The following is a 25,945-nucleotide window of genomic DNA, read 5'->3' as shown; positions in this document are numbered from 1 at the left end:
TGTATAATAAGCATAAAAAAAGACTATGGAAGAAAATCTTGAAAAGGGGGCATTCTTAGATTCGCTAAAGCGAAATAACGACAAAATACGGGACGACCGTGCCCATGCCATCGTGGAAGATGCGCAGATCATGTACAAACGTGAAGCGGAAGACCTGGCACTTTCACTCAAAAAACTCAAAAGAGAACAGGAAAACATGCTGGATATGAGTCCGACCGATGCCAACAGCCTGGTATTGGCCTCCGACTTTGACGCCAAAAGCTATGTGGCCAAGGATCTGGAAATGGCGGTGAAAATACGCAATCTGGAGATCAAGTTGGAACTGGCCACGAAGCGATACCAGTACCTTTTTGGAGACACTTTAAACTTATCATAATCATGGGAGGAGGAAAATTTAGTTATGAGGCTTATTCTCAGTTGAGGGTAAAAAAATCATATAGCAGCAAATCAAGAAGCGAAATCTTTACCGCGCGTAACATTGATCCGGAGATGAACCCTAAAAACATTCAGATGCGTGAGTCCCGCGACTCTGAAGAGCATCCTGAGTCTCTGTCTATCATTGTGGGGCTGGATGTAACCGGAAGTATGGGTTTTGTGCCTGAATCAATTGTCAAGGAGACCTTGCCGGATTTGATTGGCTCGCTCATGGAAGCCGGTATTCAGCATCCCCAGGTATTGTTTTTAGGATTGGGTGACTTTATCTACGATGGTGCTCCTCTACAGGTGGGCCAGTTTGAGTCTTCTGCCGAACTGCTGGACCGCTGGCTTACCAAGGTATATCTTGAAGGTGGAGGTGGTGGAAATAATCAGGAAAGCTATAATATGGCCCATCTCTTTGCCGCCCGACATACTGCTATTGATTGCTGGGAAAAAAGGAAGCAAAAAGGCTTTCTGTTCACCATAGGAGATGAGCCGGTAACTCCCGAAATCCCTGCCGACATCATTAAGCGATATACGCCCGCTACTGAGACCAGAACAGTAAGTACTGCTGAGATCATCGGGGAAGCTCAGAAAAAATACAATGTTTTCCATATCCATCTGGAACATGATGAAATCTCTACACAGGATTACCGAAAAGGTAACTGGAAGGAGCTTTTGGGTGAGCAATTTATTGTACTGGAAGACTATCGGCAGGTAGCCAAAAAAATTGCCCAACTGGTGATTCAGCATCATAATTTTGCCAAGTCTTCTTCCAATCCTGCTTCATCAGCATCTGGTGATGATATCAAAGTAGAAGACATGCTCTGATGCAAAAGTGTAGCATAGTCATAGATCTGGGTTTTGGTGACGCAGGCAAAGGTCTGACGACCGACTATCTGGCTTCCCGGCACCCGGATCGTACTTTGGTGATTCGTTTTTCAGGAGGGCATCAGGTTGGGCATACCGTCACTACAGATTCCTTCACCCATACTTTTAGCAACTTTGGCTCAGGGACTTTACGAGGAGTGCCCACATTTTATAGCCAGCACACGACGCTATTTCCTCCGGCCATTGCCTGGGAAAGTCAGGCTTTATCATCGTATCGGCCTCAATTGTTTTTGCATCCCCTCGCCATGGTAACTACCGCTTACGACATCGCCTACAATCGGGCGGTGGAGAAGCAGCGGCAATATGGCTCCTGTGGCTTAGGTTTTGGTACCACCATCGCCCGCAATAGAGAAGAAGTTTACTTCTTTGCCAATGACTTACAATTTCCCTGGATAATTAAGCAGCGTTTGCAAAGTATCAGCCGCTACTATCAGCAACAACTAAAGCGCCAAACTGACCCACAGCTAACCACTCTCTACCAGCAGGAATTGAAAGATTATGAAGATGAGCAGTTTGTAGCAAGCTGTACTGCTATTCGTCAACTATTTAAGATTGTGCAGCTAAAGAGTCTGCTACCATGCTACCAGCACTTTATTTTTGAGGGCAGCCAGGGCATCATGCTGGATACCAGGCATGGCGTTCATCCCCATACTACCTGGAGCAATACTACTGCTCAAAACGCTTTGCAGCTTATTACAGAAAACTGGGCAGAGCGTCCTGACATTGACATTTATTATGTAACGCGTTGTTACCAGACCCGGCATGGCAATGGTCCTATGAGTAATAAGGAGACTGTTAGCCTTCAAAACCATGAGCATGAGGCAAATGTAGAAAATGAATTTCAGGGGAAATTCAGAGTAGCTGCACTGGATGTCCAGCTTCTGTCATATGCATTGTCCTGCGATGTTATTTACCATCAGAATTTCTCCCCCAAACGTCACCTGCTTATCACTTGCCTGGACCAGTTGCCGGGCTTTAAGGTAGAAAAATTACTAAGTGAGCTTCCAGATATATTTACCCATATCTACGGAAGTTATGGTCCCAAGGCTACTGACGTGAGGTTATTGAAGGAAGGAGTTATCATTGATCCTAAGAGGAAGGTGGGAATACAGTAAAAGCTAATGTTTATTGCTGATCGCTATGTATACTTTTCCAGAGCAAATTCCAGCTTATTTTTGATGCGTTTTCTAAGTCGCTGGGGCTCTAGCACCTCAATGGCATCGCCAAAGCCCAGAATCAGGCGCTCCAACTCAAAGTTGAGGTGTACCGCTATGCTGAAGGTCATGCTTCCGTCTTCTGCATTTTCTACGATCTGCTGAGAGTGATGGAAAGGCTTCGTCAGTACATAGGGTGCATTGAGCTTATTGATTTTCAGCACGACTTTTTGCAATGCCTTTGGGTTCATAACAGTCACTCCAATCGTATCTTTATAGTACGCATCTCCATCAAAGGATTCTTCAAGATAAGTAGTGTGGAAGTCATAGCCAATGTGCAGGATTCTGTCCAGGGCCAGGGTAAGGATCGGTTTATCAGCTTCTGTTTTACCAATCAGAAACCAGCGATTGTTGTATTCTTTCAGGATAAAGGGGTGAATCCTTAGATTGGAAGCTCTTTTGGCCTTGAAAGATTGGTAGGTAATGGTTAGAACAAGCTTTTTTACGATAGCCTGATACAAAGCGTCCAGGTGCTCCAAACCCTTGAGCTTATCATTTTTGTCCAGGTGGATGACTGCCGACTGATGAGTCTTTTCGGTATATACTTTATCCTCCAGCCGTTGGATGATGCCTTTCAGTTCGGCAAATAAAGAAAAGTCCTTAAACTGCTTTAGCATTTCAACCGACTCCGACAAAACCTGCATGTCAATTTCTGTGAGCGGAATATTTGTAATGGAATAGTTTTCGTCCTCGTATTTGTAGTACTTTTTATCGTAGACAATAATAGGAGCATTATAGCCAAGCTTGTCACTGCGCATCATTTGTATATCCATCTGTATGGTACGTCTGCTCACATTGACCTGACGTCCCTCGTATTCGTACAAGGCTTCTGAGCAGGCTTCAATTAAGTCACCGAGGTCCACTGGCAGTAAGGGTTTTGCAGGCATTTGTCAATGGTTTTGTAACGGATGAGCGCATTTTTACTGAAAGCCATGAATTTTTTTGGAGAAATATCAGATAAAAAGTAAAGTACGCAAAATGACTGCGCAGGAGAGTTCTTCATTTGTAATAACAAAAGTAAGAAAGATGAAAATTAGCGGAAAGACACTAATCGCATTAGGATATGAGCCGGGAAAATGGTTTCAGGAAGCTATTGAGCATGCCAACAAATATCAGCTTGAAGGAGAAGCACTAACTACTTACCTGGATACGGTAAAGCCTGCTCCCCATATTCCTTTAATGTCGGAGCCTGCACAACTGTCTATCAACATTCACGCGGAAAATGCGCTGGAAGAAAGCAATGTGGGTTCGGTAGTTTCGTCTATGCAGAACCTGCTACGTACTCCCACCATGATAGGAGGGGCTCTGATGCCGGATGCCTGCCCTACCGGACCTGTAGGAACGATTCCGGTAGGAGGTGTAGCTGTTGCGAAGAATGCCATACATCCGGGCATGCATTCCGCCGATATTTGCTGCTCAGTGATGCTCACCGATTTAGGAAAAGCAGACCCAAGGGAGGTACTGGACAAAGCTCAGCAGGTAACGCACTTCGGCTTTGGCGGAAGAGTCAAAGACAAGCAGTTTCAACTGACAGCGGAGTTGAAAAGAGCCTTCCGAGAAAACCCATTGCTGCGGGATAACAGACTTCAGCAGCTGGCAGAAGAGCATATGGGTACACAGGGAGACGGCAATCATTTCCTTTTTGTGGGCCGTTCTGCCAAAACCGGCAATACAATGCTGGTTACCCATCATGGTTCCCGGGGAGTAGGAGCGATGTTGTTCAAGAAAGGGATGCAGATAGCCGAGCGTTATCGCAGAGCTTTGTCCAAAGATACGCTGAAGCAAAATGCCTGGATTCCTTATGAGACGGAAGACGGAAAGCAGTACTGGGAAGCGCTACAGATCATCAGAGCCTGGACGAAGCACAACCATGCGTCACTTCATGATGCTACTTTGAGAAAGTTACATACAGAAGGGCAGGACCGCTACTGGAACGAACATAACTTCGTCTTTAAAGAAGGCGATAAATTTTATCATGCCAAGGGAGCTACACCTTTGGATAATAAGTTCTTACCAGATATAACCGGCCCGAGACTGATTCCGCTGAATATGTCGGAGCCGGTATTGATTGTAGAAGGCAAAGAGACGAAGACCAACCTGGGCTTTGCGCCTCATGGTGCGGGAAGAAACATCAGTCGTTCGGCACATATCAGGAGTAAAGCGGATCAAACTTTTGCGCAGGTTTTTGCTGAAGAGACGCAAGGCCTGGATGTGCGCTTCTTCTCCGGTGAGATTGACATTTCGGAGCTGCCCTCTGCTTATAAAAATGCAGCGACGGTAAGAGCGCAGATGCAGCACTATGGACTGGGCGAAGTGGTAGACGAAGTGCTGCCCTACGGCTGTATTATGGCAGGGGACTGGAAGAAAAACGCGCCCTGGAAAAAGAAAAAAAGAAGGAAAAAGTAAGTACATAGTTTTGCTTGTGCACATTCTTCTGAGTTTCATTAAATGCGGGACTTAAGTGTAAGTCGATGGAGTAAAGCCATTAAGCTTACCAATCGCATTATTAGTTATTTTTTTCAGTAGTAAGCATCAATACTGGCAAAGCAGGTTTTTGTGCTTACTACTTATTTCTCTCCCTTCCTACAAGCATGTCAAAAATGAGAAGCAAATTTTTCAAAAGTTGAATCAAAGGAAACAATTTGTTCACGTTTTCTTAAAATAAAGATAACCTCTCAATTGGCTTTATCTCAAAATCTATGGAGTAATATTGTCCCCTCAATGACAAAGGTTCAGGTATGAAATCTCTGCTTCTAAGCGGAATAAAATTCAAAGATTTTAGAGTTGGCTTTAGCGATAGTTAATTCAATATTTCATAAAAAAATAGCGAAAACAGCTGATAAAAGTAATTTTTACACTAAAAAAGCTATATTTAATTAGCAAATTTAAAAGCTATAGTTACCTCACTAATAACTTAATAGCCAATGTCAGTTTTTCTTTTCTAAACTAAACTTTACTATGTGTTTTAATTTCACAAAATCCTTGTGGCTGGGTCTTTTCATAATACTTTCTTCTTATGAAACCTTCTCAGCGTCAGAAACTAGTACTCCCGGGGGGAGCTACAAAGTTTCACCGCCCCTGTTTACTACCCACCTTGTCGCTTCTGCTAAAATCGCGGAAGAAATCACTGGTGTGGTTACTGATGAAAGTGGCGAACCTCTTGTGGGTGCAACGGTTAGTATAGCGGGTACTACCAGCGGAACTATTACCAATGTAGATGGTGAATTCACTATTTCTGCCAATGAAGGTGATGTCTTGGTCATCTCGTTTGTAGGTTATGTCACGAAAGAAGTAGAAGTAAATAACCAGACAAACATTAGGGTACAATTAGCAGCAGATGCAAGGCAGTTGGAGGATATCGTGGTGATTGCCTACGGTGAGAAAAAGAGGTCTGACGTTACGGGCGCTATTTCTTCTGTAAATGAAGAAGAGTTTAACAAAGGTGTAGTCGTGAATCCGGGTGAATTACTGCAGGGTAAAGTGGCTGGTGTAAATGTTTCTAATGCCAGCGGTGAGCCAGGCGCCTCACAAAATATTGTTATCCGTGGTGTTGGGAGTTTACGTTCAGGAACAACCCCTCTCTATGTGGTAGATGGATTTGTGCTTGACAATTCTTCTACCGGAGTAGCCAATAATCCGCTAAACTTCATCAACCCCGCCGATATAGAGAGCATGGAGGTATTGAAAGATGCCTCGGCCACTGCACTGTACGGATCCAGAGCTTCCAATGGAGTGGTGGTGATTACCACAAAAAAGGGGAAAGTAGGTAACACGAAAATTGACTTATCAGCCTCCACGGCCTGGTCATCTGTAGCCAATAAAATTGATGTGTTCGGTACAGAAAGATTCCGCAACCAGGTGCCTGCCGTAGGAGGTAGCCTGGAAGATTTTGGTGCAAGCACAGACTGGCAGGATGAATTGACCCGCACGGGCTTATCCCAAAACATCAACCTATCAATGAGCGGTGCCTCAAGTGATCAGTTTTCCTACTTTGCCTCAATAGGTTACCAGGATCAGGAAGGAGTACTCAAAAACAGTAATCTGACACGTTACTCTGCCCGACTGAACATGAATCAAAAAGCACTGAACGGCCGGTTGAATATCGCTTATAATTTCACCGGTGCACAAACGAACAACCTGAGGCCTGACATGACTTCAATGGTGACTGATATGCTGCAGTTCAATCCTACGCTTCCGGTTTACACCGATGGAGAACCTACACAATTGGAAGAGATGCTTAACCCGGTAGTACGCTATGACATCTATAAGGATGAAGCTGTCAACAATCGTATTTTGGCGAATGTTACGCCCTCTTTTGAAATTATTGAGGGACTTACCTATAAAGTGAATTTGGGCCTTGATTATTCTACTACCACCCGAGACATTCAGTCAGAGCCTTATCCATTGCTGGAAGGAGCTGAACTGGGTTCATTAGCATCCATCACCAAGAGGAATGAAAACAAGCTGATAGAAAATACACTAAACTATAACCTGGAAGTAGGCGCGCATAACGTGAGTTTCCTGGCAGGTCATTCTTATCAGAAACTGTTTGAACATCAGAAAGCTTTTAACCTTACTGGCTTTGCTATCAATGATATTGAGCCCATATACCAGGACCAGATTAGTACGCAGGAGCAACCTACTACATTAACTTCATTCGCTACTGAAAATGAGCTTCAGTCTTTCTTTGGTAGAATTGACTACAATTACCAAAGCAAGTATCTACTGACAGCGACCATGCGTGCTGATGGTTCTTCCAAGTTTGGAAAAAATAATAGATACGGGTATTTCCCATCTTTTGCTTTAGGTTGGAATATCCATGAAGAAGGTTTTTTTAACAGTCGGATTATTGATAACCTGAAGTTGCGGGCCAGTTGGGGACAAACGGGAAATCAGGAGATTCCTTCTAAAATTACGCAGGAAAGCTATACAGAGAGCAGAATAGAGAATGATACTTACCCACTGGACCCTAATGCTACTACGCTGGATGATTACCCTTATGGCATCATCTATACCCGTTTCGCGAATCCTGATTTGCAATGGGAAGTATCTACCCAAACTGACATCGGGCTTGATTTTACATTGTTCAATTTCCGCTTAAGCGGTACAGTAGATTACTTCAATAAAGTGTCTGAAAACATCCTCCTTGAGGTAGTACCTGCCGACCCTATCCAGCCAACTGCAACGTACTGGACCAACATCCCGGATATGCAGATCAAAAATTCCGGTCTGGAATTGACACTGGACTATTACAGTAATCAGAGCAATGATTTTTCATTCAACGTAGGTGGTAACTTTTCCTACATCAAGAATGAAGTAACCAACTCTCCTTATACTGTTTTGGCCAGCGGTGCTGCGCAAGGTGCCGGTCAGACTGGGGCAACGATCAATGGTTATATCAATGGTGAACCCATTGGTGCGTTTTACATGAAAGAATTCATTGGTATTGGCGAGGATGGTCTCAACGAATTTGTAGATGTAGTGGAGGATGGGCAAAGTTTGGAAAATGACCGAACAGTAGTAGGAACGGCCCTGCCAGATATTAATTACGGGTTCCACCTGGATTTTAAGTATAGAGGCTTTGATTTGGGGCTGAACTTCAATGGTGTTGCCGGTGGTAAAATATATAATCATACCGCCATGTCCCTGTTCAACAAAGGACGTCTCGCTTCAAATTTTAATACCACTGACTTCGCAGTTCAGTATCCAAATGAAATCATTTCAAACTCCAATGAAGTTTCCACCCGCTATCTGGAAGCTGGAGATTTCTTTAGGTTAAACAATGCTACGCTGTCTTATACGCTCACGCCAGCAAATCTTGGACTCGGAGATGCGATCAACAATATTCGCCTATCATTGACCGGCCAAAACCTGTTCGTGATTACAGATTATTCCGGCTTTGATCCTGAAGTCAATACAGGAAGCGCGCTTAATGGTGTACAGACCTTTGGTATTGATTATTTCACTTATCCCCGGGCAAGGACAATATTGTTAGGACTAAACGTATCATTCTAGAAAATCAAATGAAGTGTATAACGGCATTTTTATCAAGTATGATTATGCCATACCTACTCTTTCAATTGCTTAGAAAATTTAAAAAAAATGAAAAATCTATATTTAACTAAAATACTTCTAAGTCTGGTTTTTCTTATCAGCTGGGGATGTACCTCACTGGAAGAAGAAGTGCTTGATGAATCTTTAACAGGTTCCGGAAACGCAGAGGCGATTAGCGGATCTATTGCTCCGGCTTATGGGCAGCTCTCCTGGACATGGCGGCACACGAATTACTATGGGCTGCAACTTATCGCTGCGGATGAGGCCATTCTTCCTTATCGTGGAGGCACAGACTGGTACGATGGAGGAAAGTTTTTGGCGATTCACCAACACGAACAGACGCCAGGTAATGACCTGGTTACCTCCTCATGGAATGAGCTTACAAAAAATATCTCAAGAGCGGTGGCAGCCATAGAAGTATTGAGGCCTCTTTCAGAAGCCGGAAATGCTGAAGCTAGCGGTGCGCTATACGAAATGATAGCCCTGAGAGCTTACTTAAATATGCTGGCCTTGGATAGCTGGGGAATAGCCTTCAGAAAGGAAAATACAGACGAATTTTCAGTGATTCTCAGAACACAAGATGCTATTGATTATATCCAAAGTGATCTTTTGTCTGTGGTAGATGTGATCAATACCGACAGAGGGCCTGGTAGATTTACCCAAAGTGCTGTATGGGGGTTGTTGGCCAGGCTCCACCTTAATGCCGCAGTATATCGTGATCCTTATGGTACTCCAGATTTCACTCAGGAAGATATGGATAAAGTCATTGAATATACGGATAACATCATCAATTCCGGTGATTTTCTCTTGTCGTCTGAATACTTTGACCTGTTCAATGATGATAATAACAGTAATCCTGAGCTTATCTTCGCGCTAGATCAAAGAGGCGTTTTAGAAAGAGAACACAGCCGTTGGGCTTACTGGTCCATTGCCGGCTCTATGTTTCCCCGACCCGAACATCCCAGTGCAGATGGTACTGATGGTCCTGCCGTCACTTCAGACTTTTACCAGACTTGGGTAGAAGCTTATGGGGAGGATCCTGCTGAGGATGATGCCAGATTTTATCAAAGAAATACGATCGTTCCTGACGAGTTGCAAGACCTTAGCGGCTTATCTCCCGAAAATGATTCCACACACTATTACTGTGTACAGGATGTAAATTTTGAGATGGACAGAGGAATCTTGCGTGGTGTGCAGTGGGGGCCTAGAAAAGGGGACGATGGAGCGTTTCTTACTTGTGGCGAGGAGGGAATGGTGAGGATATATCCTGTAGAACAGACCAAAGGAAACAACCCTACCGGATATGTAATTCACACAGAAACTGTTGATTTCACTAATGAAGGCAGACTGCATAATACTGGCTTTAGGGCATCAAAATATCAGTTTAGCCGTACCTCACCCAATGGTAATAATTTTAGTAGTGTAGATCTGGTGATGATGCGTTTAGCAGAAATCTACCTGATGCGGGCGGAAGCCAAGCTGAGAAACGGAGATGAAGCAGGTGCCTTGGCTGATGTCAATACTGTCAGAACTTCAAGAAATGCCCGTCCTGAACAAACACCTGCGCCATTGGAGACTATTGACCTGGACATACTGTTCCGCGAACGAGGGTTTGAGTTGTACTGGGAAGGCTTCAGAAGAGGAGACCAGATTCGCTTCGGTAAATACGAAGATTCCTGGACAGAAAAAACCAATAGTGATGTTAATAAAAGATTATTTCCGATACCTCAGAGTGCCATTGATGGTGCTTCCAATGTAGATGGATTTTTAGAACAAAATCAGGGGTATTAACCAGGAATTTTGGGTTGATATTTAAAAAGTTATTGACATAGAAAAAGCCACTTACATTTTTTGTAAGTGGCTTTTTCTATGTGATCCCGCCAGGACTCGAACCTGGAACCTACTGCTTAGAAGTCAATGGGCCTTATGTTTTCGATAATTATTGATATTTATTAAATCACTGTTAATCAGTTGATTATGAATGATTAGGTTAGATGATGCACTTCTTTTTTCTTGTTAATTCGATCAAATGTATGCAAATTGTATGCAAATTTTAAAATTTGCATACAATTGGAAGATGTAACTACAGGAATAGTATTGGATACCCGACGAGCAAAAAAGAATGGTACTTACCCAGTTAAGCTTCGCTTAACCTGTCAGAGAAAACAGAAATATTATGCTACCAAATATTCATTCTCTGAAGAGGAATTTGCCCAGATTATTAAGCATAAGCCTGCTAAGAAATACAAAGAATTACAGCTTAAGCTCCAGGCTATTGAAGCCAGAGCAACAGAAATTTTAGATAGCATGCCTGCTTTTTCATTTAACCTTTTTCAAGAGCATTTCACCAACGGTAAGACCAGCAATAAAGTAGATTACCAGGATGTCTATGCAGCTTTTGAAAGGTATATGGAGACTCTAAATAATGATGGTAGCGCAGGAACTGCAAAACTATATGAATCAGGTATGAGATCTCTGCAAAGTTTTAGTAAGGAGCTAAGCTTTGCTGATGTCACTCCTGAATTTCTGAAAAAATATGAGAAGTGGATGTTGGACCATGGGAAAAGTTTCTCAACCATAGGTATCTATACGCGTCAACTCAGGACTATATTTAATATTGCTATTGATGAAAGACATGTAAAACGAGAACTCTATCCTTTTGGAAGAAGAAAGTACCAAACTCCTACAGGTAACAATGTTAAAAAAGCACTTAGCCTAAAAGATTTGGAGAAGATTTTTAATTATCAGCCAGAAACAGAAAGCGAAGCTAAGTATCGTGACTTTTGGATATTTTCATATCTGGCCAATGGAATCAATGTTAAAGATATGATTAAGCTCAAGTATAAGGATATTCATGATGAACTTATTGTCTTTAACAGAGAGAAAACAAAGAAGTCCAATAGAGTCAAGCCTAAGCCCATCATTGCCACCCTTACTCCTGAAATAAGGCAGATTATTGACAAATGGGGCAATGAAGATGATAACCCAAATAGCTATGTTTTTAATTACCTTTCAGATGATTTAAGTCCAGAAAGAGAATTAGCTATTAAACGTCAGCTCATTAAGCAAATCAATAAGTATATGAGGATAATTGCTGAAAAATCGGGTATCCAGAAAGATATCACATCATATGTTGCCCGCCATAGTTTTGCCACAGTATTAAAACGTTCTGGAGCATCCAGAGAATTCATATCAGAAAGCCTTGGTCACAGAGACCTTCATACCACCGAGAATTATCTGGATAGCTTTGAAGACGATATGAAAAAACAATTTGCTAAGGCTTTAACTAATTTTGACAGTAAGTGAGTAAGCTGAAATAATCAAGTTTGATCTGACAGTTGATTAAGTCGTCAGATCAGTTTTCTTATTCAAGGATCTTAATAATTACGCTGTTTTGATAGCATGGGCTCCCATCTTGCTCACAATTATTATCACCTTCAATTTCTTCATTGATAGCTTTTGCTGTAAATTCAATATCCCCTTCATAGGTAAGATCAGTGAAAACAAATGTAGTTTGCGCATTCCCTTGTACGTTAGATTCAGCCTTCTCGCTTTTGAAGAAGCCTACATCTGCCTGATTACATGAAAAATATACAGGCGTTCCTTGAGAAGCTACGCCATTATCGCTTCCAACCGTAGCCGTCAAATTAATTTCTGTGATAGTATCATTTTGAATATAAAAAGCATTCGAAGTCAGCGATACTCTATTAGCCTTAGCTGTATCAAAATTTACCCTATACTCCTTGAAAGTATTTTGAACTTCAACTCGTACGGTACTATTTCCAGTACTAGTTGATACTAAATTAGCTATTGCGGTTTTTGAGTCCTCTAGTGTAGAGAAATTGGTGTTTAGAGTATCGTTCTGTGACTCCAAAAAAGTGCCACGAGAAGCAATTAATCTAAGGGAGGTTAAAACAGAATCTGCTTCACTAGAAAAGGTAAAGGTAAATGTTAATTTACTATTACCATCCGCGTACACCGACATAGTATCTGGAGTGATCTTGACAAACTCCTCAGTAAAAATTTCTTTGGAAACCATGTCATAAATATCTTCGTCGTAGCAACTAGTAGCGGTGAAGATAATTATTGCCAGTAAAAAGACGATCTTATTTAAATTTGAATGCATCTGCAATTGATTTTATTGTGTCAGTGATACCGAAATCCATTGTTAAAGCCACATAAGGCATAGCGGCCAACCTTTTCTCACTCACAAAAGGCTCCTTATCCTTTCTGTTGAATAATAGTGCCCCGGCAGATAGGTTGAGCAAGTTGTTGATCCTGAAACCATACCCCACTAGAAGATTATTGCTGTTGAACAAATTGAACCTAGTCCTTCCATCAGCAATAGAAACTGGTGAGTAAGAAATGTTGATAGAGGAATGGTGAAGTAGGTTTTTGTAAGTGATGTCCCGGAAAGCGTATTTATTGTTGATTGGCCTGAAATTAAACCTAATCCCAAAAAAGGGTATCCATGCATTATAGGTACCGGTTGGGCTGGTGGTTATAAAGTTGGATGAAAAAGCTAAACCTAGATCTGGCCGGATTGTAAACTGACCTTTAGATTCGGTGGTAAGATCACTATTGCTTGTACCCTGACTGTTGTTAGTAATGTACTTGGCTAATGGTTTTGTATTTCCGATTTCGTAAGTAGCTATCTTCTTCCCAAACTGAGTTTTATCACGCACATACTTTTCTATCTGAGATTTTTTATGATGCAGTGAGTCCAAAACCTCATCCACTTGACGGCAGTTACTGGTTGAGGCTACATTATCATGCCAGTTAATGGTCAAAATCTTTTCAACGAAATCGATTGATTTAGTTAGGTTTGAAATCCTTTTACTATATTCAGTAGTATCGGCTTTTTCTTTCACGGATAGATAATTGACGGGTAATAAGCCAATATTAACCTCTTGGGTAAGGGCTTCATTATTGAGATAGAAATTGGGAATCAAATAATTGTTGATGGAGTCCAGTAGATAGAGCAATGTCTTGTCAAAATCACAGGCAGTGCAATTTGCCAGGTCAGTCAAGTTCTCCTGATAGCAGTCAAGAAATTTGTTGAGGTTAATATCATTTATTTTAATTTTTTCTTTGAGTGCTATTAATTCGTTATAATCTTTCTTTAAGTTTTTGGAATTATTTCCTCTTGTTAAATCGTAACGTATCATGATGAAAATGGCACTATCTTGCTTACCTTTATTTAAATAATTTTTAATACTGTCACGTGCTGCTTTCTCTCTTTGGTTTTTAAAATTTATAAGATAGTTTTTAGCATTAGCCGTCTCTTTATTAATCAATAAACTATTCAATGAGTCAATTAAAATTTGGCTTTGTTTTTTTTCTTCTTGTTGACTTTGATCCTTATTAATATTCGCATCAATAAATTTTCCAATCTTTTGGGGTACCTCATCTTTATTAGTGAATTCTATGATACTAGCCAACGAATCTAAGCTTGATGCTAGAGGATCTTGATTCTTTAAGGAATCTATTATTTTTAAATTAGTGTCATTGATAAATTTTTCAGTAAAAGTAGACAAAGACGCCAGTAAATTAGGTTCATAAGCTATAGCTTCATCAGGCGTTTCATCCTCCACAGGCATCTTAAGTAATTCTTCAATGTACTTATCAATGTTCTTGTCATCATAAGTTAGTGTATACTCGAAATGATATTTTGTATGGGGATTTAAAGGAAAGATGTGCACAAGACTCTCTTTTTCGTTTTCTTTGATAAATTGACTTGAATCTTTATTGTAGAGATCTAAGCTAGTTGGTTTCTTTTCATCATCTTGAAAGTTTATATTCGTTAGATTTTTTTCCTTATATCTATCATAAAATGCAAAAAGTCTTTTGTACTCCAGTTTAGTGAATTTCTTATCAGTTTCTAAAGAGTCAATTTTATTTTTGATCTTTGTTGTATCCCTGGTGAAAAGTCTGCTACTGGCTTCATCTTTGGCTTTTCTACGTTCGAGGACCTTTCTTTGTAATCTGGCCACTTTTTTAGTTTTTTTTCTACCTTTTTCAATCTTAAAATTTTCAATGGATTGAGCTTTGGCTTTCGGGATTTTTATATAAAAATCCCTGTCAAAAGGAAGGGGCTGATCAAAAGCGTTGGTTTTGTTGTCCCAGGTAACTATCGGAATGGTGTTTTTTTCCTCCTGCGCCTGTAAAAAACTTATTTTGCTTATTGCTAAAACAAATGCTACTAAATATTTAAGCTTCATCAGATGTGTTGTTAAGTATTTGTTTAATTATTTTGACAGTTTTCTTTTTTGTATTGCTTGCAATCGTCCCAACTGCCCCTGAAAACCTCATTATAAGGACTAGATATAACTTTATCAATAGATACTATTTCACACTTCCCAGTGGTATTATGTTGCTTTACTTTGTACATAAGTTTTGGTTTTTATAGGTAACTTACTGAATGGCTTAAATTAACTTTATTAAAAATCGGTATACAATACCCATAAATAGGTAGTAAACAGGTGCTGCTGGTGAAGCAGCTACCTGTCGTCCAAAGACTATTTCTTAGTGCTCAGCAAACGGGCATTGATACTCGATGCTTCAAACCTTCCTTCCGGAAGTGTTTCTCCTAAAGTGAATTCTACTACGCTAATGGTTTGATCAGCGGTGATGGTACCGCTGTATTGGCGGGTTTGCCCCAAAGTTTGTACGAGTACTGTGTAGTTCGTAGGAGATTCACCGCTGTAATGGTCTACTTCTACCTGATAAAGTCCTTGTGGGGATTGCTGGGTGGGCCAGAAAATATTCTCCGGGCCGAAACCATCAACATCATCTACATCCAGCATACCTCCGGTTGTGCTCTCAGGTGTCACATAGTAAATTCTTTCGCCATTGGGTTCTATAACGTGTAAATCTATATCAGCCGTATTGTCCCAAGTCAAAGTGATTTGTACGTCTCCTCCTCCATAAGCTAAGGATTGGCGCGCAAGCTCAATGCTTTCGGCATGCTCCTCCCTTAACTGGCCTGCGGCTTGGTTAATGGCTACAGCTTGTGCTAGCAGCATGTTGGCACAGTCGGTAATAGATTCAATGTAGGGAGGGTACATTACTTGATTGCATCCGAAGAGATCAGCATAGATTCCAAAAGCGGGTGCACTCACTTCAATACTGTTAACTGGCGCATTGTATAAATCTACATTAGCGGTATGTAATAGGGAGGCGTTACAATGAGCTATTCCACCGACCGCCTCTGCCGGTACGCCTGCCGCCAACAAAGCATCACTTAGGGAACAAGCCGCTAAATTTAATGTTGAGGCGGTTTGACTCAGGTCTTCCAGGAAGCTAACAGATGCCCTTCTGGCATTTCGCCCGTTTTCTCTTTCGGTAAACGCTAACTCCCGGTGTATACTAATCTCTCCCTCCGGATTGATAACCGCTACATCAAAAGTCACATCAGTGTAGTTAGTAAATAACATGGTATAGCCTGCGGTATTGACGATCTCCGGCAACAAATACTGATTAAAAGACATATAGGTTTGTACATCATTATTGATATAGATTGCGCCCACAGGAAATAAATCATCAGGATCATTATTGATCGGTATGAGAACTTCTCCATCTTCATTGATCGCTACCACCGGAAACTCACTACTTCCGGTTACTGCCATCGCTATGCCATCAACGGTCTGGTCCGCATGGTCCAAAATGTCAAGCTGACTTTCGCTGCTAATGCGTTCACCCTGATAAGCAAGTTCAACCGCATGACTTCCCGGAGAAAGGTCTATAGGTACTTTGACCGTTACTTTAGACTGGTTCGTAGCTATAATTTCCGCAGCTTGATCATTAATAAAAATCTCATAATTACTGAGCGTATCAAATCCTACGTTCGCCTCAATTTCCAGGGCTGTTTTGACATAGGTTGAAGTGGGAGTAAAGCTATTGATTACAATTTCTGTATCAGTCGGGTCTACCGGGCCTACCGGAACGTCTTCACAAGATGTAATGGCTAACAACAATATCATACATAATGGATAGGTGAGATAATGAAGTGTTTTCATGGTTGAAAAGGTTTAGGAGTACTAAATATTTGCCCTTTATGGAAAGCACTGTAAAAGGTCACCCAGTCCTTGAAAAAAAATTATTTAAAGTGAAATTCTTTTGTTCCAAAACAGAAATATCTATTTTGGAAGGGTGACCTAGACCATAGGATTACATTAACAGCATCTATGGCAACTACCTCAACGGACAACAGAATTATTCAGCATATTCAGAAAGGTGATGAAGGTGAGCTTGTAAAAGTTTACCAGAATTACCGGATGGAGTTTATCCATTGGGCTCAGAAGACTTTTCATTGTTCTGAGGAAGTAGCGAAAGATGCCTATCAGGTAGGCTTTTTGATTTTTTATGATAATGTGCTTTCAGGAAAGGTAAGCCATGTAACCAGCTCTATCAAAACATATTTATTCGCTATTGGTAAGAATAAGCTTTTTGAACAACATAGGCACGAAATGCGGTATTGTCATGAAGTCAAAGATGAGCTTTTAGGTTATGATAAAACCGATAATGATATATTGGAAAGTGAGGAAAATTTCAGACAACTTGAGACAGGTTTAGAAAAACTTGGCTCACCTTGTAAAGATATTTTGGAAATGATGTATTATGAAAAACGGTCAGTAGATTATATCACAGAAAAATTAGGCTATAAGAACTCAGAAACTACCAAAAACCAGAAATATAAATGTATGCAGAGATTGAAGAAATTAGTGGTTAAAACCAAGCTATCATAAATGACTCAATGAATAACCCAATTGACGATAGTACCATACAGCGATACCTTGACGATGATATGTCAGAGCTAGAGAAAACTGAGTTTGAAGAAGCTTTGTCATCGGATATTGAGTTACAAAGATCTGTTGCTGAATATCGTAACCTATCTGAAGGAATATTATTTCAGAAACGAAGAGTGATTTGGAGTAAGATTCAGGATATGGAAGCTGAGGTTGAGCGAACATCGCCTCAAAATAACAAAACCAATTTGACAAACTGGCTACCCTGGTCTATTGCAGCAGCCATAGCTCTTTTGATTGTGGGGGGGATATTGCTGTGGAACGAATGGCAACCCACCTCTCAGGAGTTGTTTGCCGAGAATTTTAGTCCTTATCCTGCTTTAGCTTATGCTCCAGATAGGAGTGATACAACAGTTGAAGGTCTAAAGGAGCAGGCCTATAGTGCTTATAGCAATGAAAATTATAGCCAGGCTATCAGCCTTTTTGAGCAAATTCTCGCTGAAGAAAATGACACCCTCACCTGGTTCTATTTGGGCAATGCTTATCTTGAAAATGATGAACCACAAAAAGCGTTAGATGCATTAAGCAATTTTTTGGAATATGATACTGAGCTTAATACTCAAGCACAGTGGTACCTTGGACTTGCCTACCTTTCTGTAGGTGATAAGGAAAAAGCGAAAGAGATATTTGAAAATGAGCAATTACAAAATTCATCATACGGTATAAAAGCAAAAAATATTATTGATAACTTATAAATTTATACAAAATGCAAAAGGAAGAGTATTTCGGAATAATTATTCAAACAGGAAATAAGACCGATTCTATATTAATTGACGAAAATTTTCAATTTTATTGTTTTCAAGATCCTGAAGAAGAAGTAAAAAAAACTATCAATTTGTATAAAACAAAGTTTACTGATGAAAAAAAACTCAGCATAGATGATTTGTGTCTTGTTAAATTTAAGTTCCTCAAAAAGGAATCAGATAAGCATGAAAAATTTGTAGTAGTTATCAAAGTCATTAATAATAAAGATAATAAGGATAATAAAGAAAGTGTATTACTTACTGATTTTATAAATGTTCTTAAATCATTAGATATTTTGCCAGGAGATCCTATTGCAAGAGTAAAGGATCTTCCGGATGAAAAAGATACAGGGAAAAAGAAAGGTAAAATTTATATCCCAGAATATAGTAACAAAGACTTATTTGAATTCAGTGGAAGTGATGTAGACCTTAGTAATGGAGAAATAAATAAAGAAGATAGTGTGTATTTTGATATAGATAAGCTAGGGAGAGCTAAGAAAGTACGAAAAGTTTAATGTTAGCTTGTTACTTTTTAATAAAATATGTGATAAAGATTATTGTGATTAGAATTCCAAGTATTGAGAAAAGAAGCAGATGATATGAAGGGCTATTACTAATTGTAAATTTCTCGGAATTACCGAGTATAATAAGCCCTGACCAGAACTTTGGATGAGCTAATGTTTCATCTGAATTATTAAGATAATTGATTTTACTAGTTCTTAATGCCTGAGCAATATTTTGTTCTTTTGATAGCTCTTGGTAAAATACATACATTATTTTGGTAGTTTTCTGGTCGTCTATTCTCCAGAGAGATGATACAATAGAGGGGCACCCTGCATATTGAAAAGCTCTGGCAATGTGGTATACACCTTCACCTTTAAAATATTTTCCAAGTCCGGTTTCACAAGCACTTAAAACTGCCAAGCTAGCTTGTAAATTTAGATTCATTAACTCATAATAATATAATAAATTATCATATTGCTCATTTTCGGAAGAACTTCTAAATCTTAATCCGCTTTTCATTGGATTTTCTTCATTAGTATTACCGTGCACGGCTAGATGAATAATACTTGCATTTTCAGCATATTTTCTAAAGTTTTCCTCAGTAGCTTCTTCTCCCGCATACAAGGTTGCAGGCAATAATTTAACAATATGGTTAGCTTCATCATAAGTTCCTGAAATGGATGAAGTGATTGATTTGTCAACATTAGACTCATAACTAAAAACTACAGCCTTATCTAATATTCTTTGAAGAGAGTTACTCGAGTTTTCAAGAACCAATTGTCCTGAAAAGCTATAATTTATTGTAAATTTCTTTACTAAATATGCCAGAGATTTATAATCCACATTATTACTAGCTGGTTCGTCTTCAATTAGGGTTTCAAATGGTAAAATAGCTAGTTTACCATCAGGAATGATAATCAAATTTTGTTCTTCTTCTGAAAAGTTTATTTCATTAAATATAGGTTGAACTAATTTTTTATAGACTTGATGAGAAAGTGTGGTAAAATTTTGATAATCGTTCCTTACTGATTGGATATTGAAACCTTTGTTGATGACACTTATCAATGAGTCTGTAGTTAAACTTAAAGCTTCAATATTTTTTACTTTGTGAAAATAGCTTGAATCATTAACATGGTTATAAGCCAAGATAAAAAGTGCAGAATCCCCCCAAAAGTATTCTATCATAGAAGTATTCTTTGACTGAAGTATTTCCCTGATTTCATGAAAGGTATAGATATTTGTATTGTACTTATCACTGTAGTATTGGGGAAATGAATTTAGAATGTGATCATTTAGTTTATTGAGCTTCCTTTCTGTTGTAAAAATCTTTTTTTGCAGAAAGGTGACTTGTTCTTCATTATCTTGAGTAAGCAACTCTGAGTTATAAAAAGCTAATTGAGAAAGAAGAGATTGTTGTGTATTAATCAGAGAATCTGGAATGCCGATACCTTCCATTTTATCTGTCTTAATTAAATGGCTAAGAAGGATATTAGCTTTATTTTTCTCCATTAGATTGTAGGCCAATTCTATTAAAGAGTCTTCTTTGGTTTTTTGATATAAATTGAATGAACAGTATATGGCTATTTCGTAGGATGGCTTATAGTTTTCTGCAAATGTCTGTTGTGCGCTTTCTCTATCTAAAATGTTCCGGTGTTGCATTAACAGATTATCTATGCTAAGATACTCATCTAGCGCTTTTACTAGATAGTCTGGATCTTTTGTGTCTTGATATAAGCTGTAATAAGATTCAGCTTTCACCCTGAGTGCTAGTAAAATAGATGGAGTACTGCTAAAGTCTGTATTATTTGTAGAGGAAGACAGGAGAAACATTTTTTTATATGATAAAAAATTTAAAGCTTTCTCAATGAAGGAGAGAGCAATAGTATATTTTTTTTCTTTTTTATTCAATCTGCCAAGATCTATATAGAAACTAGCGATATTGATACTGTCTTGACCATATTTACTTTCCATAATGCGAAGACCCCGTTTATAATAAAACTCTGATGAGTCAGGGGTATTGTTGAAATTTGCTGCACCAATTTGTTGGTATATAAAAGCTAGAGAAGCACTATCTACTGGGTTTTGGTCTCTAGTCAATTCTAATGCTTTACCTAAGTAGTAGTTAGCGCTATCTTTATTGTTTAATTGAATATATGATCCGCTAATGTTAGTGTATAATATAGGTAAGTATCTATATCTGGATCTATCGTATCTAAGGTATTCTATTGCCATTAAAAAATGAGGAATTGATTTTTTATACATTTCCAATTGAAACATAATATTCGCAATAGCACTGTAGGAAAGTGCAATTCTGTATGTATCAGAGGAATTACTTTCTTTAAGAATATTAAGGGAACTATATGCATAAGTAAGAGATTTTTCTAGGTCACCTTTTAGTCGATTTGTGGTAGCGAGATTGTAACAGTTTTGTGCAATATCATTAAGATTATTAACATCTCTTAATTGTTCGTTTATGTTGAGTGCTTTTATATAATACTTTTCTGCATTGTAAAAATCTAAAAAAACATAGCGGTACACATTTGCGATAGCATTGTAACTGCTAGCAACTTCTTGATTTTTTTCTCCAAATATTTTTTTTCTAATAATTAAAGCACTTTGATGGTAAAATAGTGAAGAGTCGGGTTCTTTATTGTAACGATACATATTACCTAACTCGTAATAAATATCAGCTAATAAATTATCTTCTTTCAAAGAGTGTAAGAATAGAGAATTACTCAAATAAACACCAGCACTATCTAATTGTCGTAGGCTATTGTACATACTTCCAATAAGAATATTAGTGGCTATCTCCCCATTAATGTTATCATTCTTTCTAAACTCATTTTTAGCTTTTTGAGCTATCTCTATAGCATTATCGTATTCTCTAAGATTTTTAAAAGAATCAGCTTTGATTAGATAAGGATTATCATATATATCCTCATAATCAGTTGAATCACTATCAAGTGAAAACATGCTAATTAGTAGAAATAGTGAGGCTAACATAGAAGTCAGGTTAATTGTGTATGTAGTAAACGCATTAACAAATGCTATATAAGTAGTACTACTCTACAGTGAAATTAAGAAAAAAATATTATTTATTTTGATCTACCAAGGTTACTTTTCTAAGTGCTTCTCATAAAGGCTAAACTTTAAAATTATTTTAGCCATGAGAACATACTACACTCCCTTAATCCTTCTATTTTGTCTTATTGCTTTTGCTTCCTCAAAAGTTAATGGACAATCTGTCGACCAAAACGATAATAAAAATAATATTGTTGATTTTCATACCAGGCTAGTCATAGCATCTCCTAATCACACATTTTCCCAGGTGGAAAGCATTAATTACAATTACTCAGATTACAAAGCAGCTAATGTAGGAGGAAGTCTGAAAGTACAGTTCTTTAATTCTATTTATGGAGAGTATTCTCTTTTATTCAATCTATATAGTCAGAGGACTAGTCAATTCTATGCCGGAATAGAAACTCCTTCTAAAGGAATTCGCCTGGGTGTAAGGTATCTTTTTAGTAATGATCAGGTAATGCCTTTTTGGGAAGATGGAGAGGGGAGAGATTTGCAAATGTATGTCACGCTCGGAGGTGCCAAAGGAGGTCTGGAAATCGCCTTAGGAAATATTAATAACCTCTTATCCTCCAGCTCTACTATTGAACCTATTGCTTTAACGGATGTACAAGTAAGGCTCAATATGGCACTTTGGAGCAGCAGGGAATAATATTAATTGAGATAAAAATGTATCCTTAAAAGTCATGAAAAATTTTACCCCTAGGATTTTAACTGATAGATCTCGTTTAGATGAGATCTATCAACTTAGAGTAAATGCGTATGAGCATTCTCCTAGCAGCAAATTTATTAATTGGTCAATATTTCCTAATGGTTGGAAAGATAGTCTAGATAAAGAAGCAAATCATTGGGTTATTGAACATGAAGGGAAAATAATAGCAAGTTCGCGCCTTTGTATGATTAGTAATCTCAATATAATTGAAGAAAATTACCATCAATTTGGATTGCCTGTCACAGGAAATTACGCCTTCTTCTCAAGATTGGTTGTGGATAGTAAGTTTAGGAAAATAGGTTTAGCCCACAGAATGGATAAAGTAAGACTAGAATTTATTAGAGCGAATAATATTGAGCTCACCTTGGCTTGGGCAAGGAAAGTAAGATTACCATCACTACATAAACTAGGGTTTAAGAACCTTGGAAACATGAGCTTAACTTTTGGTACTAAAAAAGAAATTGTAAGTGCTGTTTTATTAGATTGTAGTACTTTAGTCAAAGAGAAGTCTTTAAATTACGGAAAACGAAAATAATTAAACTGCTTCTAAATAATGAATTGCTCCCATTTGATATAGGCTAATAAAGTAACCATCCCAAATCTAGACATGTGGCCCTTTCAAACTAAATGAAATATAATGGATATAAAACCTGGCATAAGAGAATTCTTTTTTGACCTCAAAGATATTTCAAAGCGTATCTGGTTTATTTACCTAATTATCATAGTGGGTGGACTTGCCTTTACACTACCTAGTCAGGCCAGAGACTTATTTCAGTCTTTTATCGTTAAAAAGTTTGTTTTCTATATTCTGGGGTTTTCCGCTGCCTTACTAATCTGGTCCATTATCATTTGGGTGGTTTGTAGGAGTACATTACTCCTTTTACCTCCACCTGCTCATAATTTTGATCAAAGAAGTAAGTTTGATAAAGGTATTCTAAGGGAGAGGCCTTATTTCAAATTAGCAAAGGTCTTACCTCCTTTATTAGGTGCCATGCCGTACCTTATTGCTGCACTAGGTTTTTATTCGGCCCGTTTAGACGGACATGGTTTTACAGTATTCTGCTTTATATTAATTTATCTGATACTGGGGATCGTTACTTATATCGTGATTTATCAAAAAGAAAAAAGTGACTTTCAATACAGGAGCCCTAAAGGAATACAACTATCCTATTATACGGAAAAGCTTAGAAAGCTAAAATTCTTACCGGACCTATATCGTTTACCTTACTTAATTGGAATAGGGTTCTCTCTCTTATCATTGCTTCTCTTCTTACCATGGATTAGTACATTCACATCAGTATTCCTGGGCGCTCCTACCATTGTGGTTATGGGCTTAACGACAGTGACACTCATTCTTGGTACATTGAACTATTTAGATTATCGTAACCGCTACCCCTTAATTGCTATGGTAATTATTTTCAGCATGCTTTTTAGCATCTTCAATAATAATCATGAAGTACGAACCGTTCCAAGCCCATTGGTTGATAAAAGACCAGCGTTAGCTGAGTATATTGAAAAATGGGTTAAACACAAATCAATAGATTCTATAAATAGAGATAGCATCCCCATGATTATCGTAGCTGCCGAAGGTGGAGGCATACGTTCGCTTAACTGGACAGCAGGCGTCTTAAAGCAGTTGAGTGATTCTATACCAGCGTTCTATGAGCATGTATTTGCCCTCAGTACAGTATCCGGTGGGTCAGTAGGAAGTATCTTTTACCATACTTTTCAATCAGATTTTTCTAATTCAGTTGAAAAAAAGCTGGATGCAAAATTTGATACATTGATTTCGGCTGATTACTTGTCTAATGTCACTGCTGCCTTAATGTATCCAGAACTCCTTCAGGTAATCTTACCCTTTCCTATTCCATTTTTTGATCGTGTAAGATATCTGGAAGATTCATGGGCGTATAAATATGAACAGAAAACTGGGAAAAATAGCATGGAAGATAATTTTCTTAGTTTTTGGAACAATGATAGTACTTATACTCCACGACTTTTTGTTAATTCTGCACTTACGGAAACCGGTCAAAAAGTTATTTTAAGCAGCGTGAAACTGGACACAATATTTTTTCCTGATGTGATTGACTTTCATCTGGAGACAGGAAAAGATGTGACTATGAAAGTAGCTGCGTCTATAAGCTCTCGCTTTCCCTACGTTACACCTGCTGGAACAATCAGAAATAGGTGTGCATATAAATCAGGAAACCTGGTAGATGGAGGTTATTATGAAAACACTGGTATGGGAACTGCAATTCAGCTATTTAATGCTGTGACAAGCGTAGTTAAGGATAGCCTTAAAAACAATACAGAACATAAGCCTGTCAAACTGATGCTCATATTCATTCAAAATAATGATTACTCTGAGAATGAAAGGAAAAATCCAGATTTTCTGATAGATCTTATTGCACCTCCAAAAGCACTATTAAATACCTGGGGTCGTCAGAGTATTTCAGTTGATAAAACTACCGAATTACTGAGCACAAAATTAAGTTATCCCATTACCTATACTAAGTTTGAGTTAGCCAATAAGTCAGAAAAAGGAAAAGTTGTTCTACCCTTAGGTTGGTATATTTCTGATACAGCCAAGAAAGTATTTAGAAAACAAATATCAAACATTACTAAACCCGAGTCAGATTCTAGGTTGTGTTGACAATTAAAGTAGTAGCGTCATAGTTGCAGCTACATGTAAGAAAGCAAGATAGCTAGAAGCGGTCTTTTCATATCTCGTCGCAATCCGCCTATAATGCTTAATTCGGTTGAAAAACCGCTCTATCTTATTTCTATCTTTATACAAGTTTTCATCAATCTGACGCGGTTCTTTTGCATTCGCTTTAGAAGGAATTACTACCTCAGCGCTAAGCTGTTCAATACACTGAGCAAAAACCTTACTGTCATAGCCCTTATCAGCTACTACTGCTCTGGGAATGTCTTCTCCCAGTAGCGTTTCTGCTTGCCTATGGTCAGAACACTGCCCAGGGGTCAGAATAAAACGCCGTGGGTTCCCCAATGCATCACAACAAGTATGAATTTTGGTACTGAAGCCCCCGCGACTACGACCTAGACATTCTTGTTCAGGAGTTGCTTTTTTGTCCTGCTGCATGCTGATGGGCTCGTACAATGGTAGAATCCAGCAGCAGCCAATCCAAATCCGGCTCTTGTAACTGGTCAAATACTCGCTGCCAGATGCCTTTCCTGGCCCAACGGCGGAAGCGCTGATACACTGAATTCCAAGCCCCATAGCGTTCTGGCAGATCTCTCCAAGGTGCCCCACTGCGAGCAATCCAAAGCACAGCATTAATAAAAGTGCGATTATCAGCAGCAGTTCGACTAATGTCAGTGGATTTACCAGGAAGTAACGGAGCCAAACGATGCCAATCATAATCACTGATTTCGTAACGTCGCATATAAGTTTTTCCTTGATAAACATATATGTCCTAGATTCATTCATTAATTGTCAACACGCCCTAGTAACTTTTATTCTTTTCAGACAGTTAAAAGTTTTTTAAAAGAAAAAGCACCATA

Annotated in this window: 18 protein-coding genes and 2 pseudogenes; 13 read left to right on the top strand and 7 right to left on the bottom strand. The window is 38.8% G+C overall.

Annotated features, from left to right (window positions below; genetic code table 11):
- The first annotated feature begins 25 nt into the window (after positions 1–25).
- From WJR50_RS06285 to WJR50_RS06275, 3 genes are read left to right on the top strand one after another with little or no spacing between them, the layout of a single operon-like run.
- Positions 26–376 carry a hypothetical protein gene (locus WJR50_RS06285; protein WP_341292389.1) on the top strand — a complete coding sequence of 117 codons (351 nt, stop codon included), beginning with the start codon at positions 26–28 and terminating at the stop codon, positions 374–376.
- Between the two features lie 2 nt (positions 377–378).
- Positions 379–1,248: a hypothetical protein gene (locus tag WJR50_RS06280; RefSeq protein WP_341292388.1), complete on the top strand. Its 870-nt coding sequence runs from the start codon at positions 379–381 to the stop codon at positions 1,246–1,248.
- Positions 1,248–2,423 carry an adenylosuccinate synthetase gene (locus WJR50_RS06275; RefSeq protein WP_341292387.1) on the top strand — a complete coding sequence of 392 codons (1,176 nt, stop codon included), beginning with the start codon at positions 1,248–1,250 and terminating at the stop codon, positions 2,421–2,423. Before WJR50_RS06280 ends, WJR50_RS06275 begins: the two co-directional genes overlap by 1 nt.
- A gap of 23 nt (positions 2,424–2,446) precedes the next feature.
- Here the strand turns inward: WJR50_RS06275 and WJR50_RS06270 are convergent, their stop codons facing one another.
- Both WJR50_RS06270 and WJR50_RS34375 read right to left on the bottom strand, forming a co-directional pair.
- Complete coding sequence (locus tag WJR50_RS06270) at positions 2,447–3,139, bottom strand: helix-turn-helix transcriptional regulator (protein WP_510167119.1); 693 nt, start codon at positions 3,137–3,139, stop codon at positions 2,447–2,449.
- A 132-nt stretch (positions 3,140–3,271) separates the two neighbouring features.
- Positions 3,272–3,456, bottom strand: a pseudogene (locus tag WJR50_RS34375) (WYL domain-containing protein); the annotation flags it as partial.
- Between the two features lie 92 nt (positions 3,457–3,548).
- On the opposite strand from WJR50_RS34375, the gene WJR50_RS06265 reads away from it, so the two are divergent.
- The 4 genes from WJR50_RS06265 (at position 3,549) to WJR50_RS06250 (ending at position 11,882) form a co-directional block, all read left to right on the top strand.
- On the top strand, positions 3,549–4,928 hold the full coding sequence (locus tag WJR50_RS06265; RefSeq protein WP_341292385.1) for an RtcB family protein: 1,380 nt from the start codon (positions 3,549–3,551) through the stop codon (positions 4,926–4,928).
- A 552-nt stretch (positions 4,929–5,480) separates the two neighbouring features.
- Positions 5,481–8,537: a SusC/RagA family TonB-linked outer membrane protein gene (locus WJR50_RS06260; RefSeq protein WP_341292384.1), complete on the top strand. Its 3,057-nt coding sequence runs from the start codon at positions 5,481–5,483 to the stop codon at positions 8,535–8,537.
- Positions 8,538–8,624: 87 nt separating this feature from the next.
- The gene (locus WJR50_RS06255) at positions 8,625–10,367 is read left to right on the top strand and encodes a RagB/SusD family nutrient uptake outer membrane protein (RefSeq protein ID WP_341292383.1); all 1,743 of its coding nucleotides are present in this window, start codon (positions 8,625–8,627) and stop codon (positions 10,365–10,367) included.
- Between the two features lie 279 nt (positions 10,368–10,646).
- Positions 10,647–11,882 carry a phage integrase SAM-like domain-containing protein gene (locus tag WJR50_RS06250; RefSeq protein WP_341292382.1) on the top strand — a complete coding sequence of 412 codons (1,236 nt, stop codon included), beginning with the start codon at positions 10,647–10,649 and terminating at the stop codon, positions 11,880–11,882.
- Positions 11,883–11,940: 58 nt separating this feature from the next.
- Here WJR50_RS06250 and WJR50_RS06245 read toward each other — a convergent pair whose 3' ends face one another.
- The 3 genes from WJR50_RS06245 to WJR50_RS06235 form a co-directional block, all read right to left on the bottom strand.
- Positions 11,941–12,702 (bottom strand): hypothetical protein, encoded by a 762-nt coding sequence (locus WJR50_RS06245; RefSeq protein WP_341292381.1) that lies wholly within the window; start codon positions 12,700–12,702, stop codon positions 11,941–11,943.
- A complete protein-coding gene (locus WJR50_RS06240) occupies positions 12,683–14,797 on the bottom strand; it encodes a hypothetical protein (RefSeq protein ID WP_341292380.1) in 2,115 nt (704 codons plus the stop codon). Before WJR50_RS06240 ends, WJR50_RS06245 begins: the two co-directional genes overlap by 20 nt.
- 297 nt (positions 14,798–15,094) lie before the next feature.
- Positions 15,095–16,594: a YfaP family protein gene (locus WJR50_RS06235; protein WP_341292379.1), complete on the bottom strand. Its 1,500-nt coding sequence runs from the start codon at positions 16,592–16,594 to the stop codon at positions 15,095–15,097.
- A gap of 168 nt (positions 16,595–16,762) precedes the next feature.
- Between WJR50_RS06235 and WJR50_RS06230 the strand changes: the two genes are divergently transcribed.
- The 3 genes from WJR50_RS06230 to WJR50_RS06220 are packed head-to-tail and all read left to right on the top strand — an operon-like array spanning position 16,763 to position 18,641.
- Positions 16,763–17,323 carry a sigma-70 family RNA polymerase sigma factor gene (locus WJR50_RS06230; protein ID WP_341292378.1) on the top strand — a complete coding sequence of 187 codons (561 nt, stop codon included), beginning with the start codon at positions 16,763–16,765 and terminating at the stop codon, positions 17,321–17,323.
- Between the two features lie 8 nt (positions 17,324–17,331).
- Positions 17,332–18,078, top strand: coding sequence for a tetratricopeptide repeat protein (locus WJR50_RS06225; RefSeq protein WP_341292377.1), 747 nt, complete (start codon positions 17,332–17,334; stop codon positions 18,076–18,078).
- Between the two features lie 11 nt (positions 18,079–18,089).
- Positions 18,090–18,641: a hypothetical protein gene (locus tag WJR50_RS06220; protein ID WP_341292376.1), complete on the top strand. Its 552-nt coding sequence runs from the start codon at positions 18,090–18,092 to the stop codon at positions 18,639–18,641.
- A gap of 10 nt (positions 18,642–18,651) precedes the next feature.
- Here WJR50_RS06220 and WJR50_RS06215 read toward each other — a convergent pair whose 3' ends face one another.
- Positions 18,652–21,633: a CHAT domain-containing protein gene (locus WJR50_RS06215; protein ID WP_341292375.1), complete on the bottom strand. Its 2,982-nt coding sequence runs from the start codon at positions 21,631–21,633 to the stop codon at positions 18,652–18,654.
- A gap of 163 nt (positions 21,634–21,796) precedes the next feature.
- Here WJR50_RS06215 and WJR50_RS06210 point away from each other — a divergent pair, with 163 nt between their 5' ends.
- The 3 genes from WJR50_RS06210 (at position 21,797) to WJR50_RS06200 (ending at position 25,073) form a co-directional block, all read left to right on the top strand.
- Positions 21,797–22,360 (top strand): hypothetical protein, encoded by a 564-nt coding sequence (locus WJR50_RS06210; RefSeq protein WP_341292374.1) that lies wholly within the window; start codon positions 21,797–21,799, stop codon positions 22,358–22,360.
- Between the two features lie 34 nt (positions 22,361–22,394).
- Complete coding sequence (locus WJR50_RS06205) at positions 22,395–22,955, top strand: GNAT family N-acetyltransferase (protein ID WP_341292373.1); 561 nt, start codon at positions 22,395–22,397, stop codon at positions 22,953–22,955.
- Between the two features lie 189 nt (positions 22,956–23,144).
- A complete protein-coding gene (locus WJR50_RS06200) occupies positions 23,145–25,073 on the top strand; it encodes a patatin-like phospholipase domain-containing protein (protein WP_341292372.1) in 1,929 nt (642 codons plus the stop codon).
- A 69-nt stretch (positions 25,074–25,142) separates the two neighbouring features.
- On the opposite strand, the pseudogene WJR50_RS06195 reads toward WJR50_RS06200, so the two are convergent.
- A pseudogene (locus WJR50_RS06195) lies at positions 25,143–25,827 on the bottom strand (IS5 family transposase); the annotation flags it as partial.
- Positions 25,828–25,945 lie beyond the last annotated feature (118 nt).

It is taken from the genome of Catalinimonas locisalis, assembly GCF_038039535.1.
Lineage (GTDB): Bacteria > Bacteroidota > Bacteroidia > Cytophagales > Cyclobacteriaceae > Catalinimonas.
This window is presented reverse-complemented; position numbering and strand designations above follow the sequence as displayed.

Excerpts from the sequence above, each read along its gene's own strand:
- WJR50_RS06205 (WP_341292373.1), top strand. The coding sequence starts at position 22,395 with ATGAAAAATTTTACCCCTAGGATTTTAACTGATAGATCTCGTTTAGAT.
- WJR50_RS06255 (WP_341292383.1), top strand. The coding sequence starts at position 8,625 with ATGAAAAATCTATATTTAACTAAAATACTTCTAAGTCTGGTTTTTCTT.
- WJR50_RS06275 (WP_341292387.1), top strand. The coding sequence starts at position 1,248 with ATGCAAAAGTGTAGCATAGTCATAGATCTGGGTTTTGGTGACGCAGGC.
- WJR50_RS06220 (WP_341292376.1), top strand. The coding sequence starts at position 18,090 with ATGCAAAAGGAAGAGTATTTCGGAATAATTATTCAAACAGGAAATAAG.
- WJR50_RS06230 (WP_341292378.1), top strand. The coding sequence starts at position 16,763 with ATGGCAACTACCTCAACGGACAACAGAATTATTCAGCATATTCAGAAA.
- WJR50_RS06235 (WP_341292379.1), bottom strand. The coding sequence starts at position 16,594 with ATGAAAACACTTCATTATCTCACCTATCCATTATGTATGATATTGTTG.
- WJR50_RS06285 (WP_341292389.1), top strand. The coding sequence starts at position 26 with ATGGAAGAAAATCTTGAAAAGGGGGCATTCTTAGATTCGCTAAAGCGA.
- WJR50_RS06280 (WP_341292388.1), top strand. The coding sequence starts at position 379 with ATGGGAGGAGGAAAATTTAGTTATGAGGCTTATTCTCAGTTGAGGGTA.
- WJR50_RS06225 (WP_341292377.1), top strand. The coding sequence starts at position 17,332 with ATGAATAACCCAATTGACGATAGTACCATACAGCGATACCTTGACGAT.
- WJR50_RS06270 (WP_510167119.1), bottom strand. The coding sequence starts at position 3,139 with ATGCTAAAGCAGTTTAAGGACTTTTCTTTATTTGCCGAACTGAAAGGC.
- WJR50_RS06210 (WP_341292374.1), top strand. The coding sequence starts at position 21,797 with ATGAGAACATACTACACTCCCTTAATCCTTCTATTTTGTCTTATTGCT.
- WJR50_RS06240 (WP_341292380.1), bottom strand. The coding sequence starts at position 14,797 with ATGAAGCTTAAATATTTAGTAGCATTTGTTTTAGCAATAAGCAAAATA.
- WJR50_RS06215 (WP_341292375.1), bottom strand. The coding sequence starts at position 21,633 with ATGTTAGCCTCACTATTTCTACTAATTAGCATGTTTTCACTTGATAGT.
- WJR50_RS06245 (WP_341292381.1), bottom strand. The coding sequence starts at position 12,702 with ATGCATTCAAATTTAAATAAGATCGTCTTTTTACTGGCAATAATTATC.
- WJR50_RS06265 (WP_341292385.1), top strand. The coding sequence starts at position 3,549 with ATGAAAATTAGCGGAAAGACACTAATCGCATTAGGATATGAGCCGGGA.
- WJR50_RS06260 (WP_341292384.1), top strand. The coding sequence starts at position 5,481 with ATGTGTTTTAATTTCACAAAATCCTTGTGGCTGGGTCTTTTCATAATA.